The sequence below is a fragment of the Cryptosporangium arvum DSM 44712 genome (genome assembly GCF_000585375.1).
GTDB lineage: Bacteria > Actinomycetota > Actinomycetes > Mycobacteriales > Cryptosporangiaceae > Cryptosporangium > Cryptosporangium arvum.
In genome coordinates, this window is record NZ_KK073874.1 from 7,729,003 (window position 1) to 7,748,338 (window position 19,336).

Sequence of the window (19,336 nt, forward strand, 5' to 3'; positions counted from 1 at the left end):
CTCGCCTTAGGCACTCCGCCGAACGTTTGGCCAGGCCAACTAGGTCGTCGTAGGAGTACGACGAGAATCGTCGAACGACGCACAGAGGTGCTTACTCGTCAGTACCGTGTGCCGCATCACATGCCGGGGGCGAAGGAGCGCGCAGCATGACCGTCACCGTGGACACCGGGCACCGCTCGATCGGCCAGCTTTTCCGCGCCCAAGTGGCCAAAAACCCGGAGGGCCGGGCGTTCGCGGGGCCGGCACCGATCAGCACGACGATCGGCGCCGGCGCCATCGGAACCACGAGCCTCACCTGGCAGGAGACCGCCGAGCAGGTCTACGCGCTGGCCGCGGGGCTGGCGGAGCTCGGCGTCGGGCCCGGTGACCGGGTCGCGATCGCGTCCGGCACCCGCATCGAGTGGATCCTCGCCGACCTCGCGGTGATGTGCGCCGGTGGCGCCACCACCACGATCTACCCGACGACGGAGCCCGGCGACGCCGCGTTCATCGTGGCCGACTCCGGCAGCGTGGTCCTGTTCGCCGAGGACGCCGCCCAGCTGACGAAGTTCCAGGGGAAGCTCGACGAGCTGCCGGACCTACGAGCGGTCGTCACGTTCGACGCGCTCGAGTCGGCCGAGGCCACCGAAGGCCTGGAGGTGCTCTCGCTCTACGACCTGCTCGAGCGCGGCGCCGAGCGGCTCGTCGCCGAGCCGGGGCTGATCGAGCAGCGCATCGACGGCATCGGGCCGGACGACCTGGCCACGCTCGTCTACACGTCCGGGACGACCGGCCGGCCCAAGGGCGTCCGCCTGGTGCACGCGAACTGGATCTGGGAGTCCGACGCCCAGGCCGGTCTCGGCATCATCGAAGAGAGCGACCTGCAGTACCTCTGGCTGCCGATGGCGCACGTCTTCGGCAAGGTGCTGCTCTGCGCCCAGCTCACGATCGGCTTCGAGAGCTACGTCGACGGCCGGGTCGACAAGATCGTCGAGAACCTGCCGACGGTGCGTCCGACGGTGATGGCCGGCGTCCCCCGGATCTACGAGAAGGTCTACAACCGGGTCCGCACGATGGCGCAGGACAAGGGCGGCGTCACCTGGAAGATCTTCACCTGGGCGCTCGGCGTCGGGCGCGAGGTCGTGGCGCTGCGCGAGCAGGGCAAGGAGCCGTCCGGCCTGCTCGCGGTCAAGTACGCGATCGCCACGAAGCTGGTGTTCAGCAAGCTGCAGACCCGGTTCGGCGGCCGGATGCGCGGGATGATCTCCGGGGCCGCGCCGCTGTCCCGCGAGGTCGCGGAGTTCTTCCACGCCGCCGGTATCCCGATCTACGAGGGGTACGGCCTCACCGAGACCACCGCGGGCTCGTTCGTCAACCGGCCGGGCAAGTTCCGGCTGGGCACGGTCGGGATCCCGCTCGGCGACCTCGAGGTCAAGATCGCCGAGGACGGCGAGATCCTGCTGCGCGGCGGTGGCGTCATGCGGGGCTACCACCACAAGCCGGAGGAGACCGCCGCCGTCCTCACCGAGGACGGGTGGTTCCACACCGGTGACATCGGCGAGCTCGACGACGGGTTCCTGCGGATCACCGACCGCAAGAAGGACCTGGTCAAGACGTCCGGCGGCAAGTACGTCGCGCCCTCGTACATCGAGGGACTGTTCAAGACGATCGTCCCGCAGGTCAGCCAGGTGATCGTGCACACCAGGAACTTCTGCACCATGCTGATCACGCTCGACCCCGACGAGATCAAGACCTGGGCGCAGGGCGCGGGGCTGGAGTCGCTGTCGGTGGCCGAGCTCTCGGACCACCCGCAGGTGCGCGCCCACGTGCAGAGCGGCGTCGATCAGCTCAACGGACAGCTCAACCGCTGGGAGGCGATCAAGGGCTTCGTGATCCTGCCGCACGACCTCTCGGTCGACAACGGCGAGATCACGCCGTCGCTCAAGGTCCGCCGCAAGTTCGTCGAGGAGAAGTACACGAAGGAACTCGACGGCCTCTACGCGGGCTGAATCGAGGCGATGACGCGATCGATCTCGGGGTTGTACTGCCGGTGGGTGTCCGGGATCGAGATGTAGAGCACCGCGGCGTCAGGTCGGCCGACGTCAACGAGGACGACGGCCACCTGCTCGCCGCGCGCGTCCAGGCCGTTCGCCTCGAACGTCAGGTGGAACGTCGACACCCAGGCCGGCCGACCGCCCACGACGATCTGCTCGTCCCGGGCCTGCTCCTTGACGTTGGGCTGGGGGTAGTAGGCCCGTCGCACGTCCTCGGCCACCTGACGCCCGGCGCAGGGCAGGTTCAGCGAGAGGCTGTCGCCGACCGTCGCCGGCACCTTGCCGGAGAGCACGGACGCGAGGTAGTCGCCGCCCGAGTAAGTCTCGGTGACGAAGTAGTAGCCCGTGTTGAAGTCGACGCCGAGCGTCCCCTGGCCCCACGGGCCCCGGTCCCACAGCTTCCAGGGGTCGCCGAGTCGCAGGTAGGAGATGCCGGCGTCGCGGTCGGGGATGCGCGGCCCGGCCACCGGGGCCGGCTCCTTGCCGCCGGGCGGCGGGTTCTCCGACGCCGGGGGGCAGAGCTGGGCCAGCGGCGGCTTGGATACTTCAGGGTCCTCGCCCGCGAACGGGCCGAACAGGCTCGGGTTGTCGCTGCGGAAGACCCCGGCGGAGGCCAGCACCAGCACGACGACGAGGCCGAGCACGAGCACGGCTCCCCCGCCGATCACCCACTTCGCCACCGACGGCTTGGCCGGGGCGTCCGGCGTCCCGATGACGTCGGGGGCCGGTCGCCGGTGGTACCCCGGGTGGGGCGCGCCCGCGGGCGCGTTCGGCCTGACCCAGGTGACCGGGGGCTCACTGCCGGTAGCCGGGCGCGCCCACGGGCTTCCGGCCCCACCGTTCGCGTTCCCCGACCCATCGCCGGTCGTCATACGCAGCCGCTCCCGTGCACCGTTCCGGCCCGGGGGCGCCGTCCGTCAGCCGACGCGGTACCAATCCGTGCCGGACACGTCCCGGGTCGCGGCGATGAAGCTCCGGACGTTCACGCCGCGCTCGACCGCTCCATCCTCCCTCACGGATTCCACCCGGTCACGTGCCCCCGGACCGCCGAGGTCCGCCACGCGCCACGGTGTCAGCGCGACGAGCGCCGCCATCACCAGGCCCACGACGGCGCTGAGCACTACCGTCGACCACCCGGCAGCCTGGGCTCGCCGGTACATGCGCATCTCCACACCTCCTGTCGGCTCCCGGGTCTCCCGGGGCCGAAGTGAAAACCCCTCACGCGGTAGGACGCTCCGAGACGGTCGTCGGTTGCATCGTGGCGCTAGTCTGCGTCGTTTCCCCGTAGATTTCTGTCAGCGAGCCAACGTACGGATGTAGCGATTCGGTCTCTACCGACGCAGATCGACCGCCCCCGAGTGAATAAGGTCTCCGCCCATGGCGATCGCCCGTTTCAAAGACCTGGTCCTGGACGCTCCGCCGGACGACGCCGCCGGGCTGAGCCGGTTCTGGGCCGCGGTACTGGGGTCCACGACCACGGAGGGTCCGAAGGGATACCGCGTGGACGCGCGGCCGGGTGCGCCGATCGAGACCCAGCTCTGGGTCAACCCCGTCCCCGAACCCCGTACCGGGAAGACCCGCGTGCACCTAGATCTCCGGCTGCCGGAGCCCGACGTGTCGCCGCTGGTGGCGCTGGGGGCCCGCATCGTCTCCGAGCCCGGCGTCGACCCGTGGTGGCAGCTGATCGATCCCGACGGCAACATCTTCTGCGCGTTCCTGCCGTCCGCGACCCCGGTCGCCGGGCCCACCCCGTTCGAACTGAACGTGGACTGCGCGGACGCGCTCGGGCTGGCCACCTGGTGGGCGGACCGGCTCGGCGGCGAGGTCCACCAGGCCGAGCACAAGGACTACACCTGGATCGAGGGCGCGGCGGGCTTCCCCTGGGACATGTGGGTGTTCGGACCGGTTCCCGAGCCCAAGAGCGTCAAGAACCGCTGGCACTGGGACGTCACGCTCGTCGACGCCGACGGCCCGGAACCATTCGTCGAAGCCGGTGCGACGCTGCACCGCAGCCCGGACGACGACATCTCGTGGTGGGTTCTCGGCGACCCCGAGGGCAACGAGTTCTGTCTCTTCCCGAGGGAGAGCCGATGACCGCGGACCGCTGGACCTCGGGTGGCCTGACGTTCGATCTCCGGGTCGGCGGCCCGGCCGACGGCGACCCGGTGGTCCTGCTGCACGGGTTCCCGCAGAACGCCGCGGAGTGGGACGGCGTCACCGCGCGGCTCAACGCGGCCGGCTACCGCACCTACGCCCCCGACCAGCGGGGCTACTCCCCCAGCGCCCGGCCGGACGGCGTCGACGCGTACGCGCTCGACCACCTGGTCGCCGACGTGCTGTCGCTGCTCGACCACCTCGGGCTGGCGTCGGCGCACGTGGTGGGGCACGACTGGGGTGCGATCGTCGCCTGGCACCTCACCGCCCGCCACCCCGACCGCGTCCGCACGCTCACCGCGCTCTCGGTGGGCCACCCGCGGGCGTTCGTCACCGCGCTGCGGTCGGATCCCGACCAGCGGAAGAAGTCGTCGTACATCTACTTCTTCCGGCGCCGCTGGATCGCCGAGCGCGTGCTGCTCGCGTTCAACGCACGGACGCTCCGCGGCGTGTTCGCCGGTTCCGGGCTGTCCCGCGACGACGTCGACCGGTACGTGCGGCCGCTCCGCGCGCGTGGCGCGCTGACCGCGACGCTGAACTGGTACCGGGCCATGCGGGCGCGCGACTCGCTGAACGCCGGACCGGTGCGGGTGCCGACGACGTACGTCTGGAGCGACGGCGACACCGCGCTCGGCCGCGCCGCCGCCGAGGCGACCGGCACCCACGTCGAGAGCGACTACACGTTCGTCGAGCTCGAAGGCCTGACGCACTGGCTGCCCGACCAGGCGCCCGACCGCATCGCCGAGGTCGTGCTGGAGCGGGTCAGCGCCCCAGCGCGGTGACGAGCGCGGCGAGGCCGTCCCCGTCGAGCAGGTCGGCCGGCCGCACGGTACGCACCACGCGGACGTAGTGGAACGCGGCGCTCACCTCGTCGACCGGGCAGCCGGCGAGCGCCGCCCAGGCCAGCCGGTACGCGGCCAACTGCACCTGCGCCGACGCGGCGGCCGGCCCGGACGGCGGGCGGCCGGTCTTCCAGTCGACGACCTCCCAGCCGTGCGTGGTGCGGAACACCGCGTCGATCCGCCCACGAAGGACCGTCGAGCCGAGCAGCGTCGCGAACGGCACCTCGACGTGCTGCGGCACCCGGTCGGCCCACTCGCTGCGCAGGAACGCCTCCTGCAGCGCGGGGAGTTCGTCGTCGGGTGACTCACCGGCGTCGGCGGCGCCCGGGAGCTCGTCGACGTCGAGCAGCCGGTCGGCGCCGAACCGGCGTTCCAGCCAGGCGTGGAACGCGGTACCCCGCCGGGCCAGCGGCGCCGGCGGAACCGGCACCGGACGGCGCAGCTGCCGCGCCAGTTCGGCCGGGTCGCGGCCCAGCAGGACCAGCTGCGACACGGTCAGCTGGGGTGGGAGCGGGACGTCGACGACGTCGCCGTCGGGACGGGCCCCGGCGCGCTCGGCGAGCAGCATCTCGGCCTCCTCCGCCCAGGCCTCGCCGGCTTCCCGCTCGGCCTCGGTCTCCTCGGCCGTGGCCGCCGCGACGACGAGCGCGGCGCCTTCCTCCACCTCGTCCCGGCGCGCGCCGAGCGGGTCGAACGGCCAGAGCACGACCCGCCCGGCCGCGAGCAGCGGGTTCTCGGTCCCGGACTCCGGCTCCTCGAACCAGCCGTCGACGGTGCCGCCGCCGTTCACGCAGTGCTCGTGCACCTCGTGCAGGAACTGGGACGGCCCGCGCGGCTCGACCCCGGCGTCCCACCAGGCGCCCGAACAGAGCAGCACGTGCCGGGCCCGGGTGACCGCCACGTACGCCAGCCGCCGCTCGTCGGCCAGCGCGCGCGACTTCCACGCGTCGCCGAATCGGGCCAGCGCCGCCTTCGCCTCGCTCTGGTCGGTGACGCCGGTCAGCACCAGCGAGGGCAGGTCGGCCGCGTCGCCGCGCAGCTCGAACGGGAGCACCCCGAGGCCGCGGCTCCACGTGTCGGACATCTTGGCCGTGCCGGGGAACACTCCCCGGGAGAGGCCGGGAACCGCGACCACGTCCCACTCCAGGCCCTTCGCGGCGTGCACGGTGAGGACCTGCACGGCGCCCGGCCGGACGTCGACCTGACCCGGTGCGAGCCCGCGCTCCCGCTCGTCGGCCGCGCTCAGGTAGGAGAGGAACGCGGAGAGCGTCGGCTGTTCGGCGGCTTCGGCGAAGTCGGCGGCCACGTCGGCGAACGCGTCCAGGTGGGCCCGGGCCAGCGACGCGGTGCCCGGCGTCGCGCCGTCGAGCGTGCGGCTGCCGACCTCGATGTCCAGGCCGAGCCGGAGCTCCACCTCCGCGACCAGGTCGGGCACCGGCTGGTTGACGCGCAGCCGGAGCCGGCGCAGCTCGTCGGCGAAGCGCGTCAGCCGCTCGTAGCCGACGGCCGAGTACCCCTCGGCGGGGCCCAGGTCGTCGAGCGCCTCGATGATGCTGCGCTCCTCGGCCTTCTCGATCGGGGTGTCGTCGTCCGGCCCGGCGGTGGCCGCCGCCAGCTCCCGGGCGCGCCGCCCGAGCGCGTCCAGATCACGCGGCCCCAGCCGCCAGCGGGCACCGGAGAGCAACCGGAGCAGCGCGGCGCCGGCCGTCGGGTCGATCAGGACGTTCAGCGTCGCCACCAGGTCGCGGACCTCCGGGGTGGCGAGCAGACCGCCGAGGCCGACGACCTCGACCGGCAGACCGGTCGCGCGCAGCGCGTCGGCCAGGCGCTCGAACTGGTTACGGGTACGCGCCAGCACCGCGACCGTCGGCGGCCGGTCACCACCGGCCCGCCAGCGCGACGCGATCTGCGACGCGATCCAGACCGCCTCGTCCTGCACGGTCTCGTGCAGCGAGCAGAGCACCTCGCCCGGGTCGGTGCGATGCGGGGACGCCTGCAGCTCCGGCACCGGCGTGCCGGCGACCGCGTCGCTGACCCAGGTACGCGGACCGCCGGGCGTGCCGCGCAGTGGCGCGGAGAGCGCGTTGGCCAGGTCGAGGATCTGCGGCCCGTTGCGCCAGCTCGTGGTGAGCGGCAGCACCGGGGTGTCACCGGACCTACGCGGGAAATGTTCCGGGAACCGCGTCAGGTTGCCCGCCGACGCACCACGCCAGGCGTAGATCGACTGGCACGGGTCGCCCACCGCCGTCACCGGATGACCCCCGCCGAACAGCGATCGCAGCAGCACCAGCTGCGCGTGGCTGGTGTCCTGGTACTCGTCGAGTAACACGACGCGGTACCGGGCGCGCTCGACCCGGCCGACCTCGGCGTGGTTGCTCGCGACCCGGGCGGCGCGCGACACCTGGTCGGCGAAGTCCATCACCTCGTCCCGGCGTTTACGCCGGTCGTACTCCTCCACCAGCGGCAGCACCTGCAGCCGGGCGCGCTGGACGTCGAGCACCTTCTTCAGCTCGGGCGCGATCGCGTTGCGCTGGCGCGGGCCCTTGGGCAGCCCCGAGACGCGCCGGACGAACGCCTCGGTCCAGTCGACCAGCTCGTCGGTGGTGCGCAGGTGTTCGGCGAGCTGCCCGGCGACGTCGAGCACCGCGGTGGAGACGGTCGGCGGGGTCCAGTCCACGAACGACATGTCGCCGTCGTAGATCTCCACCGAGCCGCTGGCCAGCTGCCAGGTACGGGCGTCGGTGAGCAGCCGGGCCGACGGCTCGAACCCTCCGCGCAGCCCGTGCTCGGCCACCACCCGCGCGGCGTAGGCGTTGTAGGTGGCCACCGTGGGGTCACCGACCTGCACCCCACCGGCCAGGACGGCGCGCAGCTGCGCCAGCCGCTGGCGCACCCGGTTGGCCAGCTCGGCCGCGGCCTTCCGGGTGAACGTGAGCCCGAGCACCTCCTCGGGCCGCACCAGCCCGTTGGCCACCAGCCAGACGACCCGCGCGGACATCGTCTCGGTCTTGCCCGACCCGGCGCCGGCGACGACGAGCACCGGCGCGAGCGGCGCCTCGATCACCGCGATCTGCTCGTCGGTGGGGCGGGGCAGGTCGAGGCGCTCGGCGATGTCCAGGGCCGAGAACGACCCGGCGGGCCAGCCGTCACTCACTCGTCGGTCACCTGGCCCGACACGATCGGGCACGACGACGCGACCGCGCACATCCGGCAGTAGTTGTTCTGGGTGGCCGTGAAGACGCTGCCGGCCATGCCGTCGGCGACGTCGCGGACGAGTTGCTCGGCCCACTGGCGCTGCGGTGGCTCCTGCACCTGCTCGGAGGCCCGCACCGTGGGCATGCCGATGTGGACCAGCGACGCCCCGCCGGTCTCGCTGCCGTGCTCGGGGAACGCGCCGTGCTCGACCGCCAGCTGGTACACGCCCAGCTGCGGGTGGGTGGGGATCTTCTCCGCCGGTGGTTTACTCTGCCCGGTCTTCAGGTCGACGACGACCAACCGGCCGTCCTCGTCGCGCTCCAGCCGGTCGACGCGACCCCGGATCGTCGCGCGCCCCACGTCGACCGAGAACTCGCGCTCGACCGCCACCAGCTGGCGTGGGTTGCGCGCCAGCCACCCGGCCAGCCGATCCACCATCTGGGTGGCGCGTTCGTGCTGCTTGCGGCCGTACCAGCCGGTGAGGTCGACCCGGCGCCAGCGCTCGTTGAGGCGCGCCGAGAGCTCACGCAGGTCGGGCCCGGTGACCTCGGCCGCGACGTCGTGCACGACGGTTCCGATGCCCTGGGCGGTGCTGGTGGTGCCGCCGCCGCTGGTCTCGAGCAGCCAGCGCAACGCACAGGTCTGGAACGCCTCGACGCGCGACGGCGACACCGCGACCATCTCGTCGGGTCCGCGGAGCGCCTCGGCGTCCGAGAGCGGCGCGAAACCCCACCACTCGGCCGGATCGGCGCCGGGCACACCCGCGCCCGCGAGCCGGGCGAGCTGCCGCGCGGCCGACCGGCGGCGGACCGGATCGCCCTCGCGGTCGAGCACGACCCGGCGCAGCTCCGCGACCAGCGCCGGGAGCGTCAGCTGGCGCGGCACGACGACCGCGGCCCGGCCGCCGTCCTCGTCCCGGGCCACCAGCGGCTGCTCCGGCGGGTCGATCTCGTCCAGGAAACGGGAGGCCTGCTGGGCGTCCTCCCCGTCGACCGTGTCGACGGCGGTGACCAGCAGCGCGCGCCGGGCCCGCGTGACCGCGACGTAGAACAGCCGCCGCTCCTCGTCGAGGAGCTGGGCCAGGTGACCGGCGAGCTGCGGCGGACGGCCGGCGACCACGTCGACGAGCTCCTCGGAGCCGAGCACGGTGCCCCGCGGACGCAGATCCGGCCAGAGCCCCTCCTGCACACCGGCGACCGCGACGACGTCCCACTCCAGGCCCTTGGACGCGTGCGCGGTGAGGATGCGGACGACCTCGCTGCGCTGACCGGTGGGCGCGATCGAGTCGGCCGGGATGCGCAGGTGCTCGAGGTAGTCGACGAACATCGTCGGGGTGGCGCCGGGCAGCCCGTCGACGAAGTTGGCCGCCTGGTCGAAGAGCACGACCGCGGCGTCGAGCGCGGAGTCGGCGTCGGCACCCTCGACCCCGCCGCGCAGGCTGTCTTCCTCCCAGCGCGGGCCGAGGCCGGAGGCCTCCCAGGCGGACCAGAGCACGGATTCGGGGGTGGCGCCGGGCTCCTCGGCCGCGGCCCTGATCGCGGTCAGCACCGCGGCCACCCGCCGCGCCGGCCGGCCCCATTCGGAGTCGACCGGGATCAGGTCGCGGGGATCGGCGAGCGCTTCGGGCAGCAGCTCGGCCGAGGACCGGGTGTCACCGCCGGCCGAGGCCACCAGCCGCAGTTGCTGACGCAGCCGGCGCAGGCTCAGCGCGTCGGCGTCACCGAGCGGGGACGTGAGCAGCGCGACCGCGGCGGCGTCGTCGAGGCGCTCGGGGTGCAGCGCGACGCCGAGCGCCCGGACGATCGGGGCCACGCCGCGCTGCTGGGCCAGCGGCAGCTCGTCGGTGTCGATCTCCACCGGGACGCCGGCGTGCACCAGGCCGCGACGCAGAGTGCTCGCCGAGCGCGGGGCCGAGCGCACCAGGACCGCCATCCGCGACCACGGCACCCCGTCGATGAGGTGCGCGCGACGCAGCCGGTGCGCGACGTACGCGGCCTCCTGGGTGGCGCTGCGCACGGTCACGACCTCGACGCCGTCGGCCAGTGCGGCCGGGGTCTCCGGGCCGAGGTGCGGGGTGCGCTGCTTGGCCCCGCCACGCAGCCGGGTGCCGACCCGGTCGGCGGTCTCCTGCAGCGTGGGACCGGCGCGGTGGGCGGTGCCCAGGACGACGGTCTCGGCCGGCTCGCCGTCGGCTGTCGGGAAGTCGTCGGCGAACGAGTAGACGCCGCCGGGGTCGGCACCGCGGAAGCCGAAGATCGACTGGTCGGGGTCGGCCGCCGCGACCAGGAACCGCCCGCCGCCGCAGAGCAGCCGCAGCAGCTCGCGCTGGGCCGGGTCGGTCTCCTGGAACTCGTCGACGTAGACGTGCCGCCGGGCCCGGCGCTCCTGGTCGAGCAGCTCCGGATCGTTGCGGAGCAGGGTGACCGCTTCCTGGATGATCAGCGCGTTGTCGTAGCCGATGCCCTGGTTCGCGCTCTCGGCGTCGCGCAGCTCCAGCACGTCGAAGTACTGCTGGAGGAAGCGGGCCGCCGCACGCCAGTCGGGCCGCTGGTGCAGTTGGCCGAGCTCGTCGAGGCCCACCGGGTCGATGCCGCGCTCCTGGACCCGCAGCATCAGGTCGCGCAGCTCGGCCGCGAAGCCCCGGGGAGCCTCGAGCTGCTCGGCGTCCGGCCAGCGCACGCCGTAGCCCTCGATGTCGCCCTCGAGCAGGTCGCGGATGAGCGCGTCCTGCTCCGGGCCGGTGAGCAGGCGGGGTGCCCGGTCACCGCGGAGCGCCGCGTCCCGGCGGAGCAGGCCCCAGGCGTAGGAGTAGAACGTGCGGGCGAGCGGCTCGGTGGTGGTGCGGCCGAGCCGTTCGGTGATGCGTTCACGCAGCCGTCCGGCCGCTTTGCGTCCGTAGGTGAGGACGAGGACCGACTCCGGGTCTGCGCCGGACTCCACGCGGGCCACCACCGACTCGACGATCGTGGTGGTCTTCCCGGTGCCCGGCCCGGCCAGGACGAGCAGCGGGCCGCTCTCGTGCGCGGTGACCGCGCGCTGGTCGGCGTCCACGGCGAGACGCCGCCCGGGCGCGGGCGTAGCGCGCACCAGTCGATAGCGACTCTTCGCTCGGGGACGCTCACGGACCGCTACCGGCGTCGCACCCCGGGCCGCGACTCTCAGCGGCTCTCCCTCACCCACCTTCGCATGAGACCACGGGTGCCCGACAAGAGTGGCCCCGCCCCACCGAAGCGCCCGAATTCGGCTATATACTCGGCGTATACTCTCAGCGTATAGTGGCGCTTATGAACGTCCCCCTCACCCTGCTCGGCCTGCTGGAGCGGCAGCCCAGCCACGGCTACGACCTCAAGCGTGACTACGACACGTTCTTCGGGCGCGGCAAAGCGCTCTCCTACGGCCAGGTCTACGCGACGCTCGGGCGGCTGGCCCGCGACGGCAAAGTCGTGGTGGGCGAGGTCGCGCCGGGCGAAGGTCCGGAGCGCAAGCAGTACGTGATCACCGACCGCGGCGCCACCGAGGTCGACACCTGGCTCACCGAGCCGGTCGAACCCGAGCCGCACCTGCAGAGCGTCCTGTTCTCGAAGGTCGTGCTCGCGCTCATGCTCGACCGTCCGGCGACCGAGTACCTCGACCAGCAGCGCGCCTCCCACCTGGCCCGGATGCGCACGCTCACCGAGGTCAAGCGGGTCGGCGAGCTGATGGACGCGCTGCTCGCCGACCACGCGCTGTTCCACCTGGAGGCCGACCTCCGGTGGATCGACCTGACCCAGGCCCGGTTGGACAAACTCGCGGAGGCGGTGCGGCGATGATCCTGCAAGCCAAGAACCTGGAGCTCTCGTTCGGTTCGACCCCCGCCCTCCGGGGCGCCGACCTCGAGGTCCGCCCCGGCGAGATGCTCGCGATCATGGGCCCGAGCGGGTCGGGCAAGTCGACGCTGCTGCACTGCCTGGCCGGGATCCTCGTGCCCTCGTCCGGGGAGGTGTGGTTCGACGGGCAACGGATCGACACCGGCTCCGACGAGGCACGCAGCCGGATCCGCCGCGACCGCTTCGGGTTCGTGTTCCAGTTCGGACAGCTGGTGCCCGAGCTCACCGCGCTGGAGAACGTGGCGCTGCCGCTGCTCCTGGCCGGCGTCCGCCGGAAGCAGGCGGTGCGGGAGGCCGCGCCGTGGTTCGACCGGCTCGGCCTCGACGGGCTGGAGAGCCGGCGCTCGGGCGAGCTGTCCGGTGGTCAGGCCCAGCGGGTCGCGCTGGCCCGGGGGCTGGTCGCCGACCCGGCCGTGCTCTTCGCCGACGAGCCGACCGGCGCGCTCGACTCGCTCACCAGCGAGCAGGTGATGGACCTCCTCGTCGACGTCGCGCGCGAGCACGGCACCACCGTCGTCCTGGTCACGCACGAGCCCCGCGTCGCCGCCTACGCCGACCGCGAGGTCGTCGTGCGGGACGGGCGCGTCAACAGCCCGGCGCTGGCCGCATGATCGCCTTCGGGCTCCGGCTCACGCTCGCCGGCGGACGCGAGGCGCTCGCCCGCCTGGTGCTGATCGTCACCGCGGTCGCGCTCGGCGTCGGCATGCTGCTCGCGATCGTCGCCGGCGTCAACGCGGTGACCACGCAGAACGACCGCACCGCCTGGCTCTACCCCGACAGCCGGGCCACCGGCTCCGGTGACCCGCTCTGGTGGGAGACCAGGGCGGACTTCTTCCGGGGCCGGGACCTGGTCCGGGCCGACGTCGCCGCCACCGGGCCGGCTTCCCCGGTACCGCCCGGGGTCGATCGCCTCCCCGCCCCCGGCGAGTACTACGTGTCCCCCGCGCTGCGTGACCTGCTGGCGTCCACGCCGGCCGGTGAGCTCGCCGACCGCTTCCCCGGGCGGCGGGCCGGGCTGCTGGGCAAGGACGCGGTGGCCGCGCCGGACGACCTCGTCGTGCTGGTCGGGCGCACCCCGGCCGAGATGGAGCGGCTGGACGGCGCCGAGCAGGTGACGGCGATCGGCACCTCCACCCCGGAGGCCGGCTCCGCCGCGATCAAGGCGATTCTCGGTATCGTCGCGGTCGGCCTGCTGTTCCCGATCGTGATCTTCGTGAACTCCGCGACCCGGCTGGCCGCGGCCCGACGCGAGCAGCGCTTCGCCGCGATGCGGCTGGTCGGGGCGACGCCCCGGCAGATCTCCCGGATCGCGGCGGCCGAGTCGACGGCGGCGTCGGTGCTCGGCACCGTCCTCGGGTTCGCCCTCTACCTGCCGTTGCGCGGCCCGATCGCCGAGGTGGCGTTCGCCGGGGCACCCTCCTACCCCGGCGACGTGGCCCTCACCGCCCTCGACGCGGTGGCGGTCGCGGTCGGCGTGCCGCTGGTGGCCGCGGTGTCGTCGCTGGTCACGCTGCGCCGGGTGCGGATCTCCCCGCTCGGTGTGGCCCGCCGGGCGACGCCGAAGCCGCCCCGCGCCTGGCGGATCGCCCCAGTGGTGCTGGGGTTGTCGCTGCTGGCCTGGACGGTCGGGCGGCGCCCGGATTCGACGTCCGGGCAGACGCTCGTCTACCTCGGCGGCATCCTGCTGGTCATGGTCGGCCTGCTGGCGAGCGGTCCGTGGCTGACGATGGTCGGCGCCAGGGCGTTGGCCCGCCGATCGAGCCGCCCCTCGACGCTCATCGCCGCACGGCGGCTCGCGGACAGCCCCCGGGCGGCGTTCCGCTCGGTCAGCGGGCTGGTGCTCGCGCTCTTCGTCACCACCGTCGCGATCGGAGTCATCACGTCGATGGTCGCGGAACGCCGGTCGGGTGGCCGCGACCCCGACGCGAGCCGGATGGACCTCTACGTCACCGACGCAACGACCGTGCCACCCGGGATCGCCACGATCCCCGGCGTGCTGGCCACCGCCGAACTCCGCGTCGCCCCCGGGGACGACCATCTGGCGCTGATGTCCTGCGCCGACCTGGCGGCCTCCCCCGAGCTGGGGCGCTGCCCGGCAGGGGCCGCGGTCGTCGAGGTGTTCGCGGCCGTCCTCGAACCCGGCCGGACCTGGCCGGCGTCGGCCGTCACCACGGCCGAGTTCGCCCGGCAGCCGCTCACCAGCCTCCTGGTGCGGACCGACGGATCGCCCGCCGCGCTGGAGCGCGCCCGGACGGCGCTGGAGGTCGGTTTCCCCGGGTTCCACCACCCGCCGTCCACCGAGCGGGATCGATCAGCGACCTTCGACCGGGCCATGGAGGGCTGGTCCCAGGTCGCGAACGTGGTGATCCTGATCAGCCTCCCGGTCGCCGGCTGCAGCCTCGCGGTCGGCGTCGTCGGTGGGTTGATCGAGCGACGGCGCCCGTTCAGCCTGCTCCGGCTGAGCGGAACCCCGCTGGCGGTGTTGCACCGGGTGGTGGCGTTCGAGAGCACGGTGCCGCTGCTGACCGTCGCCACGGTGGCGATCGGGAGCGGTCTGCTGGCCGCGCACCTGTTCCTGCGGTCCCAGCTGTCGATGTCGCTCCGGGCGCCCGGAACGGAGTACTACCTGGTGGTGGGCGTCGGGCTGGTGGTGTCGCTCGGGCTTGTCGCCTCCACCCTGCCGCTGCTGCGGACGCTCACCGGTCCGGCGTCAGCGCGGAACGAATGAGGCCGGCGAACTCCGCCGGATGGGTCAGGTACCCGAGGTGGGCACCGGGGAACTCGGTGATCGTCGTTCCCAGGCGGGCCGCGAGTACCTCGTTCGGCCGGTAGGGCACCAGCCGACCGCCCGCGTCCCGGGAGTCGTGCCCGCCGGCCAGCACGATCCGGTCCTTCGCGCGCTGGAGCGCGCGGAGGTCCGGCACGCGCCGCACGTACTGACGTAGCTCGTGCTCCAGGAAAAAGTCCTGGTTCGACGTCATGCGCGCGAACATCTCGACGAGGTGCGGCGGGGCGTCCGGCGACACCTGCTCGGGCGGGGGTTCCAGGCCGACCGCGGCCGCGAAGACACGCATCGCGGTGGGGGCACCGTCCGAGCGGTAGGTGGCGTGCACGTCGTCCAGGAGCGCGTGCCAGCGGGCCGCATCGGGCAGCAGGGCCAGCAGCGGGGGCTCGTGCACGATCGCCGTGACGACACGCTCGGGGTAGCGGGCCACGAGGTGCAGCGCGACGATCGCGCCGGAGCTGCTCCCGAGCACGTAGCCCGGCGCGTCGCCGAGCAGCGCCGCGGCGTCCTCGACGTCGTCGCTCAGGCGCCGGTCGTCGTCCGGCGGGGCGCCGGTCGCGCTCCGGCCGAACCCCCGGCGGTCGTAGGTGACGACGGTGAAGTCGCGGGCGAGCAGCCGGGGCAGCACGCCGAAGCTCGACGCGTCACCGGTGCCGCCGGGGACGAGCAGCAACGTCGGGCCGCTCCCGACCGTCTCGGTGTGCAGCTCCGCCCGCGCCGGAGCGCTCACACCGCGCTCCGCAGGCGCGTCTCGGTGCTCTTCCGCAGGTCGGCGAGGCTGACCCCGGCGCCGACGATCACCTGGGCGGCGAGCCCTTCGCCCTCGCGGATCAGCCCGAGCAGGATGTGCTCACTGCCGATACGACGCTGGTCGAGCCGGATCGCCTCCCGCAGCGAGAGCTCCAGCGTCTTGCGGGCCCGGGGCCCGAACCGCGTGCCGCGCTGCGGACGGCGGAAGATGCCCTTCTTCTCGTGCTCCGGCGGCGGGGTCGTCCACGAGTCGGGGCCGAGCGACTTCTCGACGTTCGCGAGCACGGCGTCGAGATCGATGCCTATCGCTTTGAGCGCCTCGGCGTCGTCGTCGGTGAGGATGCGTCCGGACCCGCCGACGATCTTCGTGACCTCCGCACGCACCCGGTCGTGTTCCAGGCCGGCCGCGTGCAGCACCGCGTAGGCACCGGAGTGCGGCTTGGTGAGCATGCCGAGCAGCAGGTGCTCGGTGCCGACCCTCGGGTGACGCAACCGCCGCGCCTCCTCCACCGCGCCGAGGACGATCTCGCGCGCGTCCTGCGTGAATCGTTCGAACATCTCCGTCCTCCTAACTCTTGGAGCCGGGTACGCGCCCGGCGTACTTCTTGTGCACGGCCTGCTTGGTGACTTCCAGGACCTCGGCGATCTCCTGCCAGGACCAGCCCGCTCGGCGGGCGTTCTCGACCTGCACTGCCTCCAGCGTTTCGGCCAGTCGGCGGAGCGCACGGACGGCCCGCAGGCCCACTCGTGCGTCTCCGCTGCTGGCCGCCGCGGCCAGCTCGGTTGCCTCGCTCATGTCGTCAACTTTAGTTGACCCGCCGGGCAGCGTCAACCATGGTTGACGGATCCACCGTGGACTACGGGACGTAGAGCAGGCCGAAGAACTCGACCAGCAGGCGCTCGCGCAGGCGCGGCGGGGCGGCGGCGAGCAGCGCGTTGATCTCGGCCATCCGGGCCGGCAGCACGAACGCGCCGTCACCCGGGGCCAGCCCGCCGACCGCGAGCAGGCCCGCGAACTCCTCGGACGTCAACGTCGTGGGATCGAGCGACCGCAGGTATTCAACGATCGCGGGGTCCACCGACACCGCGCCGTGCTCCCGGGCCGCCGCCACCGACTCGCGCAGATCGGCCAGGAACGGCTCGATCCTGGCGGCGCTGGCCGCGGTCACGGTCAGGTGCAGGTTGGCCGGCAACTCCCCCAGCGCGAACTGCGGCTGCACGTACCAGCCCCGCACGGTCAGCTCGTCCGCGAGCACGAACAGGTCCGGGCCGCCCGGGGCCGCCCCGAACGCCACCAGGCTGGCCTGCGGCGGCCCCAACACGTGCAGCCCCTCCACCGCCGACACCCCGTCGATCAACGCCCTCGTCGCGTCGAGCGTCCGCTCGGCCAGGCCGAGATACCCCTCCTCACCGAGGTGGCGGAGGACCGCCCAGGCCGCGGCCAGCGGGGCGGCCGACTTCGTCGACTGCATCGTCGCGTTGATCATCGAGTAGCCCGGCCAGTCCGCGAACGCGAAGAACTGGCTCCGGCGCAGCTCGGCGTCGCGGTGCAGGAGCACCGACGTCCCCTTGGGCGCGTACGCGTACTTGTGCAGGTCCACCGAGATGCTCGTGACGCCAGGCACCCGGAAGTCGAACTCCGGCACCTCGACGCCCAACCGGCGCCAGAACGGCAGCACCCATCCGCCGATGCAGGCGTCCACGTGGCACCGGACGTTCCGCGCGGCCGCCCGCGCGGCGATCTCGGCGACCGGGTCGATCACGCCGTGCGCGTACGAGGGCGCACTCGCCACGACGAGCACGGTGCGGTCGGTGATCGCGGCCGCGACGGCGGACGGATCCGGCCGGAACGTGACCGGGTCGACGTCGACCGGGACGAGCTCGACCTGGAAGTACTCGGCGGCCTTCGCGAACGCCGCGTGGGCGGTCACCGGCGCGACCAGCTGGGGCCGCTCGACTCCGGCGCCGTCGCGGGCCGCTTTCACCGCCAGCAGGATCGACTCGGTGCCACCGGAGGTCACGGTGCCGACCGTGCCCGGTCCGCCGCCGAGCAGCGACGCCGCCGCCCCCACGACCTCGTTCTCCATCGCCAGCAGCGAGGGGAACACCGTCGGGTCGAGCCCGTTGAGCCCGGTCACGGCCTGTGCGGCCCGGTGCGCCAGCTCGTCGAGCCCGGCGAGCCCGGAGTCGTAGACGTACGCCCAGGTGCGGCCGCCGTGCGTCGGGAGGTCACCGGCGCGCAACTCGGCCAGCGCGCTCAGGACGTCGTCGGCCGCGGTGCCACGCTTCGTGAGGCTCATGCTTCTCCGTGGGTGGGTGCCGGGGTCGGGGTGGTGAGCGCGGCCAGGCGCGCCGGGGTGAGGTCGTAGCGCCGGAGCAGGGGCAGCGCGCCGAGCACGATCACGGCCGGGAGCACCGAGAACCCGAGCGCGATCGCGACCCGTGCGCTGTCCGGCTGCGCGGCGGCGTCGACCCCGGAGCGGTACCCGCCGAGCTGGAGCACCAGGCCGAACAGGCCCGGGCCGAGCGCGAGGCCGAGCGTCTCCCCGCCGGTCCAGAGTCCGGTGAACACCCCGGCCTGCCGACGCCCGGTGACCGCCTCGTCGGCCGCGATCGTGTCGGGCAGCATCGCCAGCCCGAACACCTGCTGGCCCGCGTACCCGACCCCCACCAACGCCGTGGCCAGCAGCACCGGCAGCAGCCCCACCAGCAGCCCCAGGCCGACCAGGAGCGCACCGACGCCGAACAGGGCGGAACCGGCCAGGTACCCGGACCGCTTGCCGATCCGCGCGCCCACCCGCTCCCAGAGCGGCATCACGACGAGCGCGGGCCCGACGAAACACACGAACAGCAGCGACGTGGCCCCGGCGTCCCCGAGCGGACCGGCGGCGACGTAATCGGTGCCGGCCAGCATCGCGCCGATGCCGACGGCCTGGACGACGAAGCACGCCAGCAGCAGGGCGAACGGCCGGTTGCCCCGGGCGACGGCCAGCTGGCGGCGCAGGGACGGCTCGCTCTCGTGCACGGTGCCGACCGGCGCCGACCGCGTGCCCCAGAACGACGCCAGCGCCCCGGCCGCGATCAGGACCGCGATCGCCAGACCGGCCACCCGGTACCCGCCGAGGCCGCCACCGGCCGCGTCGCGGATGGCCGGAGCGGCGGCGCCGGACGCCAGGATCGCCAGCGCCAGCACCGCGATGCGCCAGGTCATCAGGCGGGTGCGTTCGCGGTAGGGGTCGGCGGTGCCAGCGGTGATCTCGGCCGGCATGGCGGCGAACGGCACCTGGAAGAACGCGAACGCGGTCGCGGTGGCGAGGAACGCGATCGTCACGTACACCGCGCCGGCGGCCCCGTCGAGCGGTCCGGCGAACAGCGCGGCGAACGTGACCGCGGTGCCGAGCCCACCGATCAGCAGGTAGGGACGCCGCGGACCCCAGCGGCTCGTCGTCCGGTCGGAGATCCGGCCCGCCACCGGGTTGAGCAGGACGTCCCACGCCTTCGGGAGCAGGACGAGCAGGCCGGCCAGCCCGGCCGCGACCGCGAGCGTGTCGGTGAGGTACGGCAGCAACAGCAGGCCGGGGACGGTGCCGAACGCACCCGGCACCAGCGAGCCGGCCGCGTACCCGATGCGCGTTCCCCGGCCGAGACCGGGCCGCGCCAAAACCGGAGTGACTGTCACGTTTGCATCCTGGCGCTTCCGACGGGCCGGCG

Annotated in this window: 15 protein-coding genes; 6 read left to right on the forward strand and 9 right to left on the reverse strand. The window is 73.5% G+C overall.

Annotation, left to right across the window (positions count from 1 at the left end):
* The first annotated feature begins 146 nt into the window (after positions 1 to 146).
* The gene (locus tag CRYAR_RS35135; RefSeq protein ID WP_035857483.1) at positions 147 to 1,988 is read left to right on the forward strand and encodes an AMP-dependent synthetase/ligase; all 1,842 of its coding nucleotides are present in this window, start codon (positions 147 to 149) and stop codon (positions 1,986 to 1,988) included.
* Here the strand turns inward: CRYAR_RS35135 and CRYAR_RS35140 are convergent.
* Positions 1,976 to 2,905 carry a hypothetical protein gene (locus CRYAR_RS35140; protein ID WP_051571351.1) on the reverse strand — a complete coding sequence of 310 codons (930 nt, stop codon included), beginning with the start codon at positions 2,903 to 2,905 and terminating at the stop codon, positions 1,976 to 1,978. The genes CRYAR_RS35135 and CRYAR_RS35140 overlap by 13 nt on opposite strands.
* A 45-nt stretch (positions 2,906 to 2,950) precedes the next feature.
* On the reverse strand, positions 2,951 to 3,199 hold the full coding sequence (locus tag CRYAR_RS35145) for a hypothetical protein (protein WP_157018298.1): 249 nt from the start codon (positions 3,197 to 3,199) through the stop codon (positions 2,951 to 2,953).
* Positions 3,200 to 3,410: 211 nt separating this feature from the next.
* Between CRYAR_RS35145 and CRYAR_RS35150 the strand changes: the two genes are divergently transcribed.
* Complete coding sequence (locus CRYAR_RS35150) at positions 3,411 to 4,127, forward strand: VOC family protein (RefSeq protein WP_035857485.1); 717 nt, start codon at positions 3,411 to 3,413, stop codon at positions 4,125 to 4,127.
* Positions 4,124 to 4,969, forward strand: coding sequence for an alpha/beta fold hydrolase (locus CRYAR_RS35155; protein ID WP_035857486.1), 846 nt, complete (start codon positions 4,124 to 4,126; stop codon positions 4,967 to 4,969). The genes CRYAR_RS35150 and CRYAR_RS35155 overlap by 4 nt, the downstream gene beginning before the upstream one ends.
* Here CRYAR_RS35155 and CRYAR_RS35160 read toward each other — a convergent pair.
* Together CRYAR_RS35160 and CRYAR_RS35165 are read right to left on the reverse strand one after the other, a co-directional pair.
* Positions 4,950 to 8,147 carry an ATP-dependent helicase gene (locus CRYAR_RS35160; RefSeq protein WP_425389405.1) on the reverse strand — a complete coding sequence of 1,066 codons (3,198 nt, stop codon included), beginning with the start codon at positions 8,145 to 8,147 and terminating at the stop codon, positions 4,950 to 4,952. The two genes, CRYAR_RS35155 and CRYAR_RS35160, sit on opposite strands and share 20 nt — an antisense overlap.
* 32 nt (positions 8,148 to 8,179) lie before the next feature.
* Positions 8,180 to 11,311: an ATP-dependent helicase gene (locus CRYAR_RS35165; RefSeq protein ID WP_211247795.1), complete on the reverse strand. Its 3,132-nt coding sequence runs from the start codon at positions 11,309 to 11,311 to the stop codon at positions 8,180 to 8,182.
* 197 nt (positions 11,312 to 11,508) lie between these two features.
* Here CRYAR_RS35165 and CRYAR_RS35170 point away from each other — a divergent pair, with 197 nt between their 5' ends.
* From CRYAR_RS35170 to CRYAR_RS35180, 3 genes are read left to right on the forward strand one after another with little or no spacing between them, the layout of a single operon-like run.
* Positions 11,509 to 12,033: a PadR family transcriptional regulator gene (locus CRYAR_RS35170; protein WP_035857488.1), complete on the forward strand. Its 525-nt coding sequence runs from the start codon at positions 11,509 to 11,511 to the stop codon at positions 12,031 to 12,033.
* Positions 12,030 to 12,701, forward strand: coding sequence for an ABC transporter ATP-binding protein (locus CRYAR_RS35175; RefSeq protein WP_035857489.1), 672 nt, complete (start codon positions 12,030 to 12,032; stop codon positions 12,699 to 12,701). The genes CRYAR_RS35170 and CRYAR_RS35175 overlap by 4 nt, the downstream gene beginning before the upstream one ends.
* Complete coding sequence (locus CRYAR_RS35180; protein ID WP_035857490.1) at positions 12,698 to 14,818, forward strand: FtsX-like permease family protein; 2,121 nt, start codon at positions 12,698 to 12,700, stop codon at positions 14,816 to 14,818. Before CRYAR_RS35175 ends, CRYAR_RS35180 begins: the two co-directional genes overlap by 4 nt.
* Here CRYAR_RS35180 and CRYAR_RS35185 read toward each other — a convergent pair.
* The 5 genes from CRYAR_RS35185 to CRYAR_RS35205 all read right to left on the reverse strand — a co-directional run bounded on the left by CRYAR_RS35185 (position 14,787) and on the right by CRYAR_RS35205 (position 19,304).
* Positions 14,787 to 15,605: an alpha/beta fold hydrolase gene (locus CRYAR_RS35185; RefSeq protein WP_035857491.1), complete on the reverse strand. Its 819-nt coding sequence runs from the start codon at positions 15,603 to 15,605 to the stop codon at positions 14,787 to 14,789. The genes CRYAR_RS35180 and CRYAR_RS35185 overlap by 32 nt on opposite strands.
* Positions 15,602 to 16,183 (reverse strand): Clp protease N-terminal domain-containing protein, encoded by a 582-nt coding sequence (locus CRYAR_RS35190; RefSeq protein WP_035857492.1) that lies wholly within the window; start codon positions 16,181 to 16,183, stop codon positions 15,602 to 15,604. The genes CRYAR_RS35185 and CRYAR_RS35190 overlap by 4 nt, the downstream gene beginning before the upstream one ends.
* Before the next feature lie 10 nt (positions 16,184 to 16,193).
* Positions 16,194 to 16,421 (reverse strand): DNA-directed RNA polymerase sigma-70 factor, encoded by a 228-nt coding sequence (locus CRYAR_RS35195; RefSeq protein ID WP_035857493.1) that lies wholly within the window; start codon positions 16,419 to 16,421, stop codon positions 16,194 to 16,196.
* Positions 16,422 to 16,482: 61 nt separating this feature from the next.
* Positions 16,483 to 17,925 (reverse strand): pyridoxal phosphate-dependent decarboxylase family protein, encoded by a 1,443-nt coding sequence (locus CRYAR_RS35200; protein WP_035857494.1) that lies wholly within the window; start codon positions 17,923 to 17,925, stop codon positions 16,483 to 16,485.
* Complete coding sequence (locus tag CRYAR_RS35205) at positions 17,922 to 19,304, reverse strand: MFS transporter (protein WP_211247796.1); 1,383 nt, start codon at positions 19,302 to 19,304, stop codon at positions 17,922 to 17,924. Before CRYAR_RS35205 ends, CRYAR_RS35200 begins: the two co-directional genes overlap by 4 nt.
* Positions 19,305 to 19,336: the final 32 nt, after the last annotated feature.

Coding starts and splice junctions, on each gene's coding strand:
- CRYAR_RS35135 (WP_035857483.1), top strand. CDS start 147: ATGACCGTCACCGTGGACACCGGGCACCGCTCGATCGGCCAGCTTTTC.
- CRYAR_RS35140 (WP_051571351.1), bottom strand. CDS start 2,905: ATGACGACCGGCGATGGGTCGGGGAACGCGAACGGTGGGGCCGGAAGC.
- CRYAR_RS35145 (WP_157018298.1), bottom strand. CDS start 3,199: ATGCGCATGTACCGGCGAGCCCAGGCTGCCGGGTGGTCGACGGTAGTG.
- CRYAR_RS35150 (WP_035857485.1), top strand. CDS start 3,411: ATGGCGATCGCCCGTTTCAAAGACCTGGTCCTGGACGCTCCGCCGGAC.
- CRYAR_RS35155 (WP_035857486.1), top strand. CDS start 4,124: ATGACCGCGGACCGCTGGACCTCGGGTGGCCTGACGTTCGATCTCCGG.
- CRYAR_RS35170 (WP_035857488.1), top strand. CDS start 11,509: ATGAACGTCCCCCTCACCCTGCTCGGCCTGCTGGAGCGGCAGCCCAGC.
- CRYAR_RS35175 (WP_035857489.1), top strand. CDS start 12,030: ATGATCCTGCAAGCCAAGAACCTGGAGCTCTCGTTCGGTTCGACCCCC.
- CRYAR_RS35180 (WP_035857490.1), top strand. CDS start 12,698: ATGATCGCCTTCGGGCTCCGGCTCACGCTCGCCGGCGGACGCGAGGCG.
- CRYAR_RS35190 (WP_035857492.1), bottom strand. CDS start 16,183: ATGTTCGAACGATTCACGCAGGACGCGCGCGAGATCGTCCTCGGCGCG.
- CRYAR_RS35195 (WP_035857493.1), bottom strand. CDS start 16,421: ATGAGCGAGGCAACCGAGCTGGCCGCGGCGGCCAGCAGCGGAGACGCA.
- CRYAR_RS35200 (WP_035857494.1), bottom strand. CDS start 17,925: ATGAGCCTCACGAAGCGTGGCACCGCGGCCGACGACGTCCTGAGCGCG.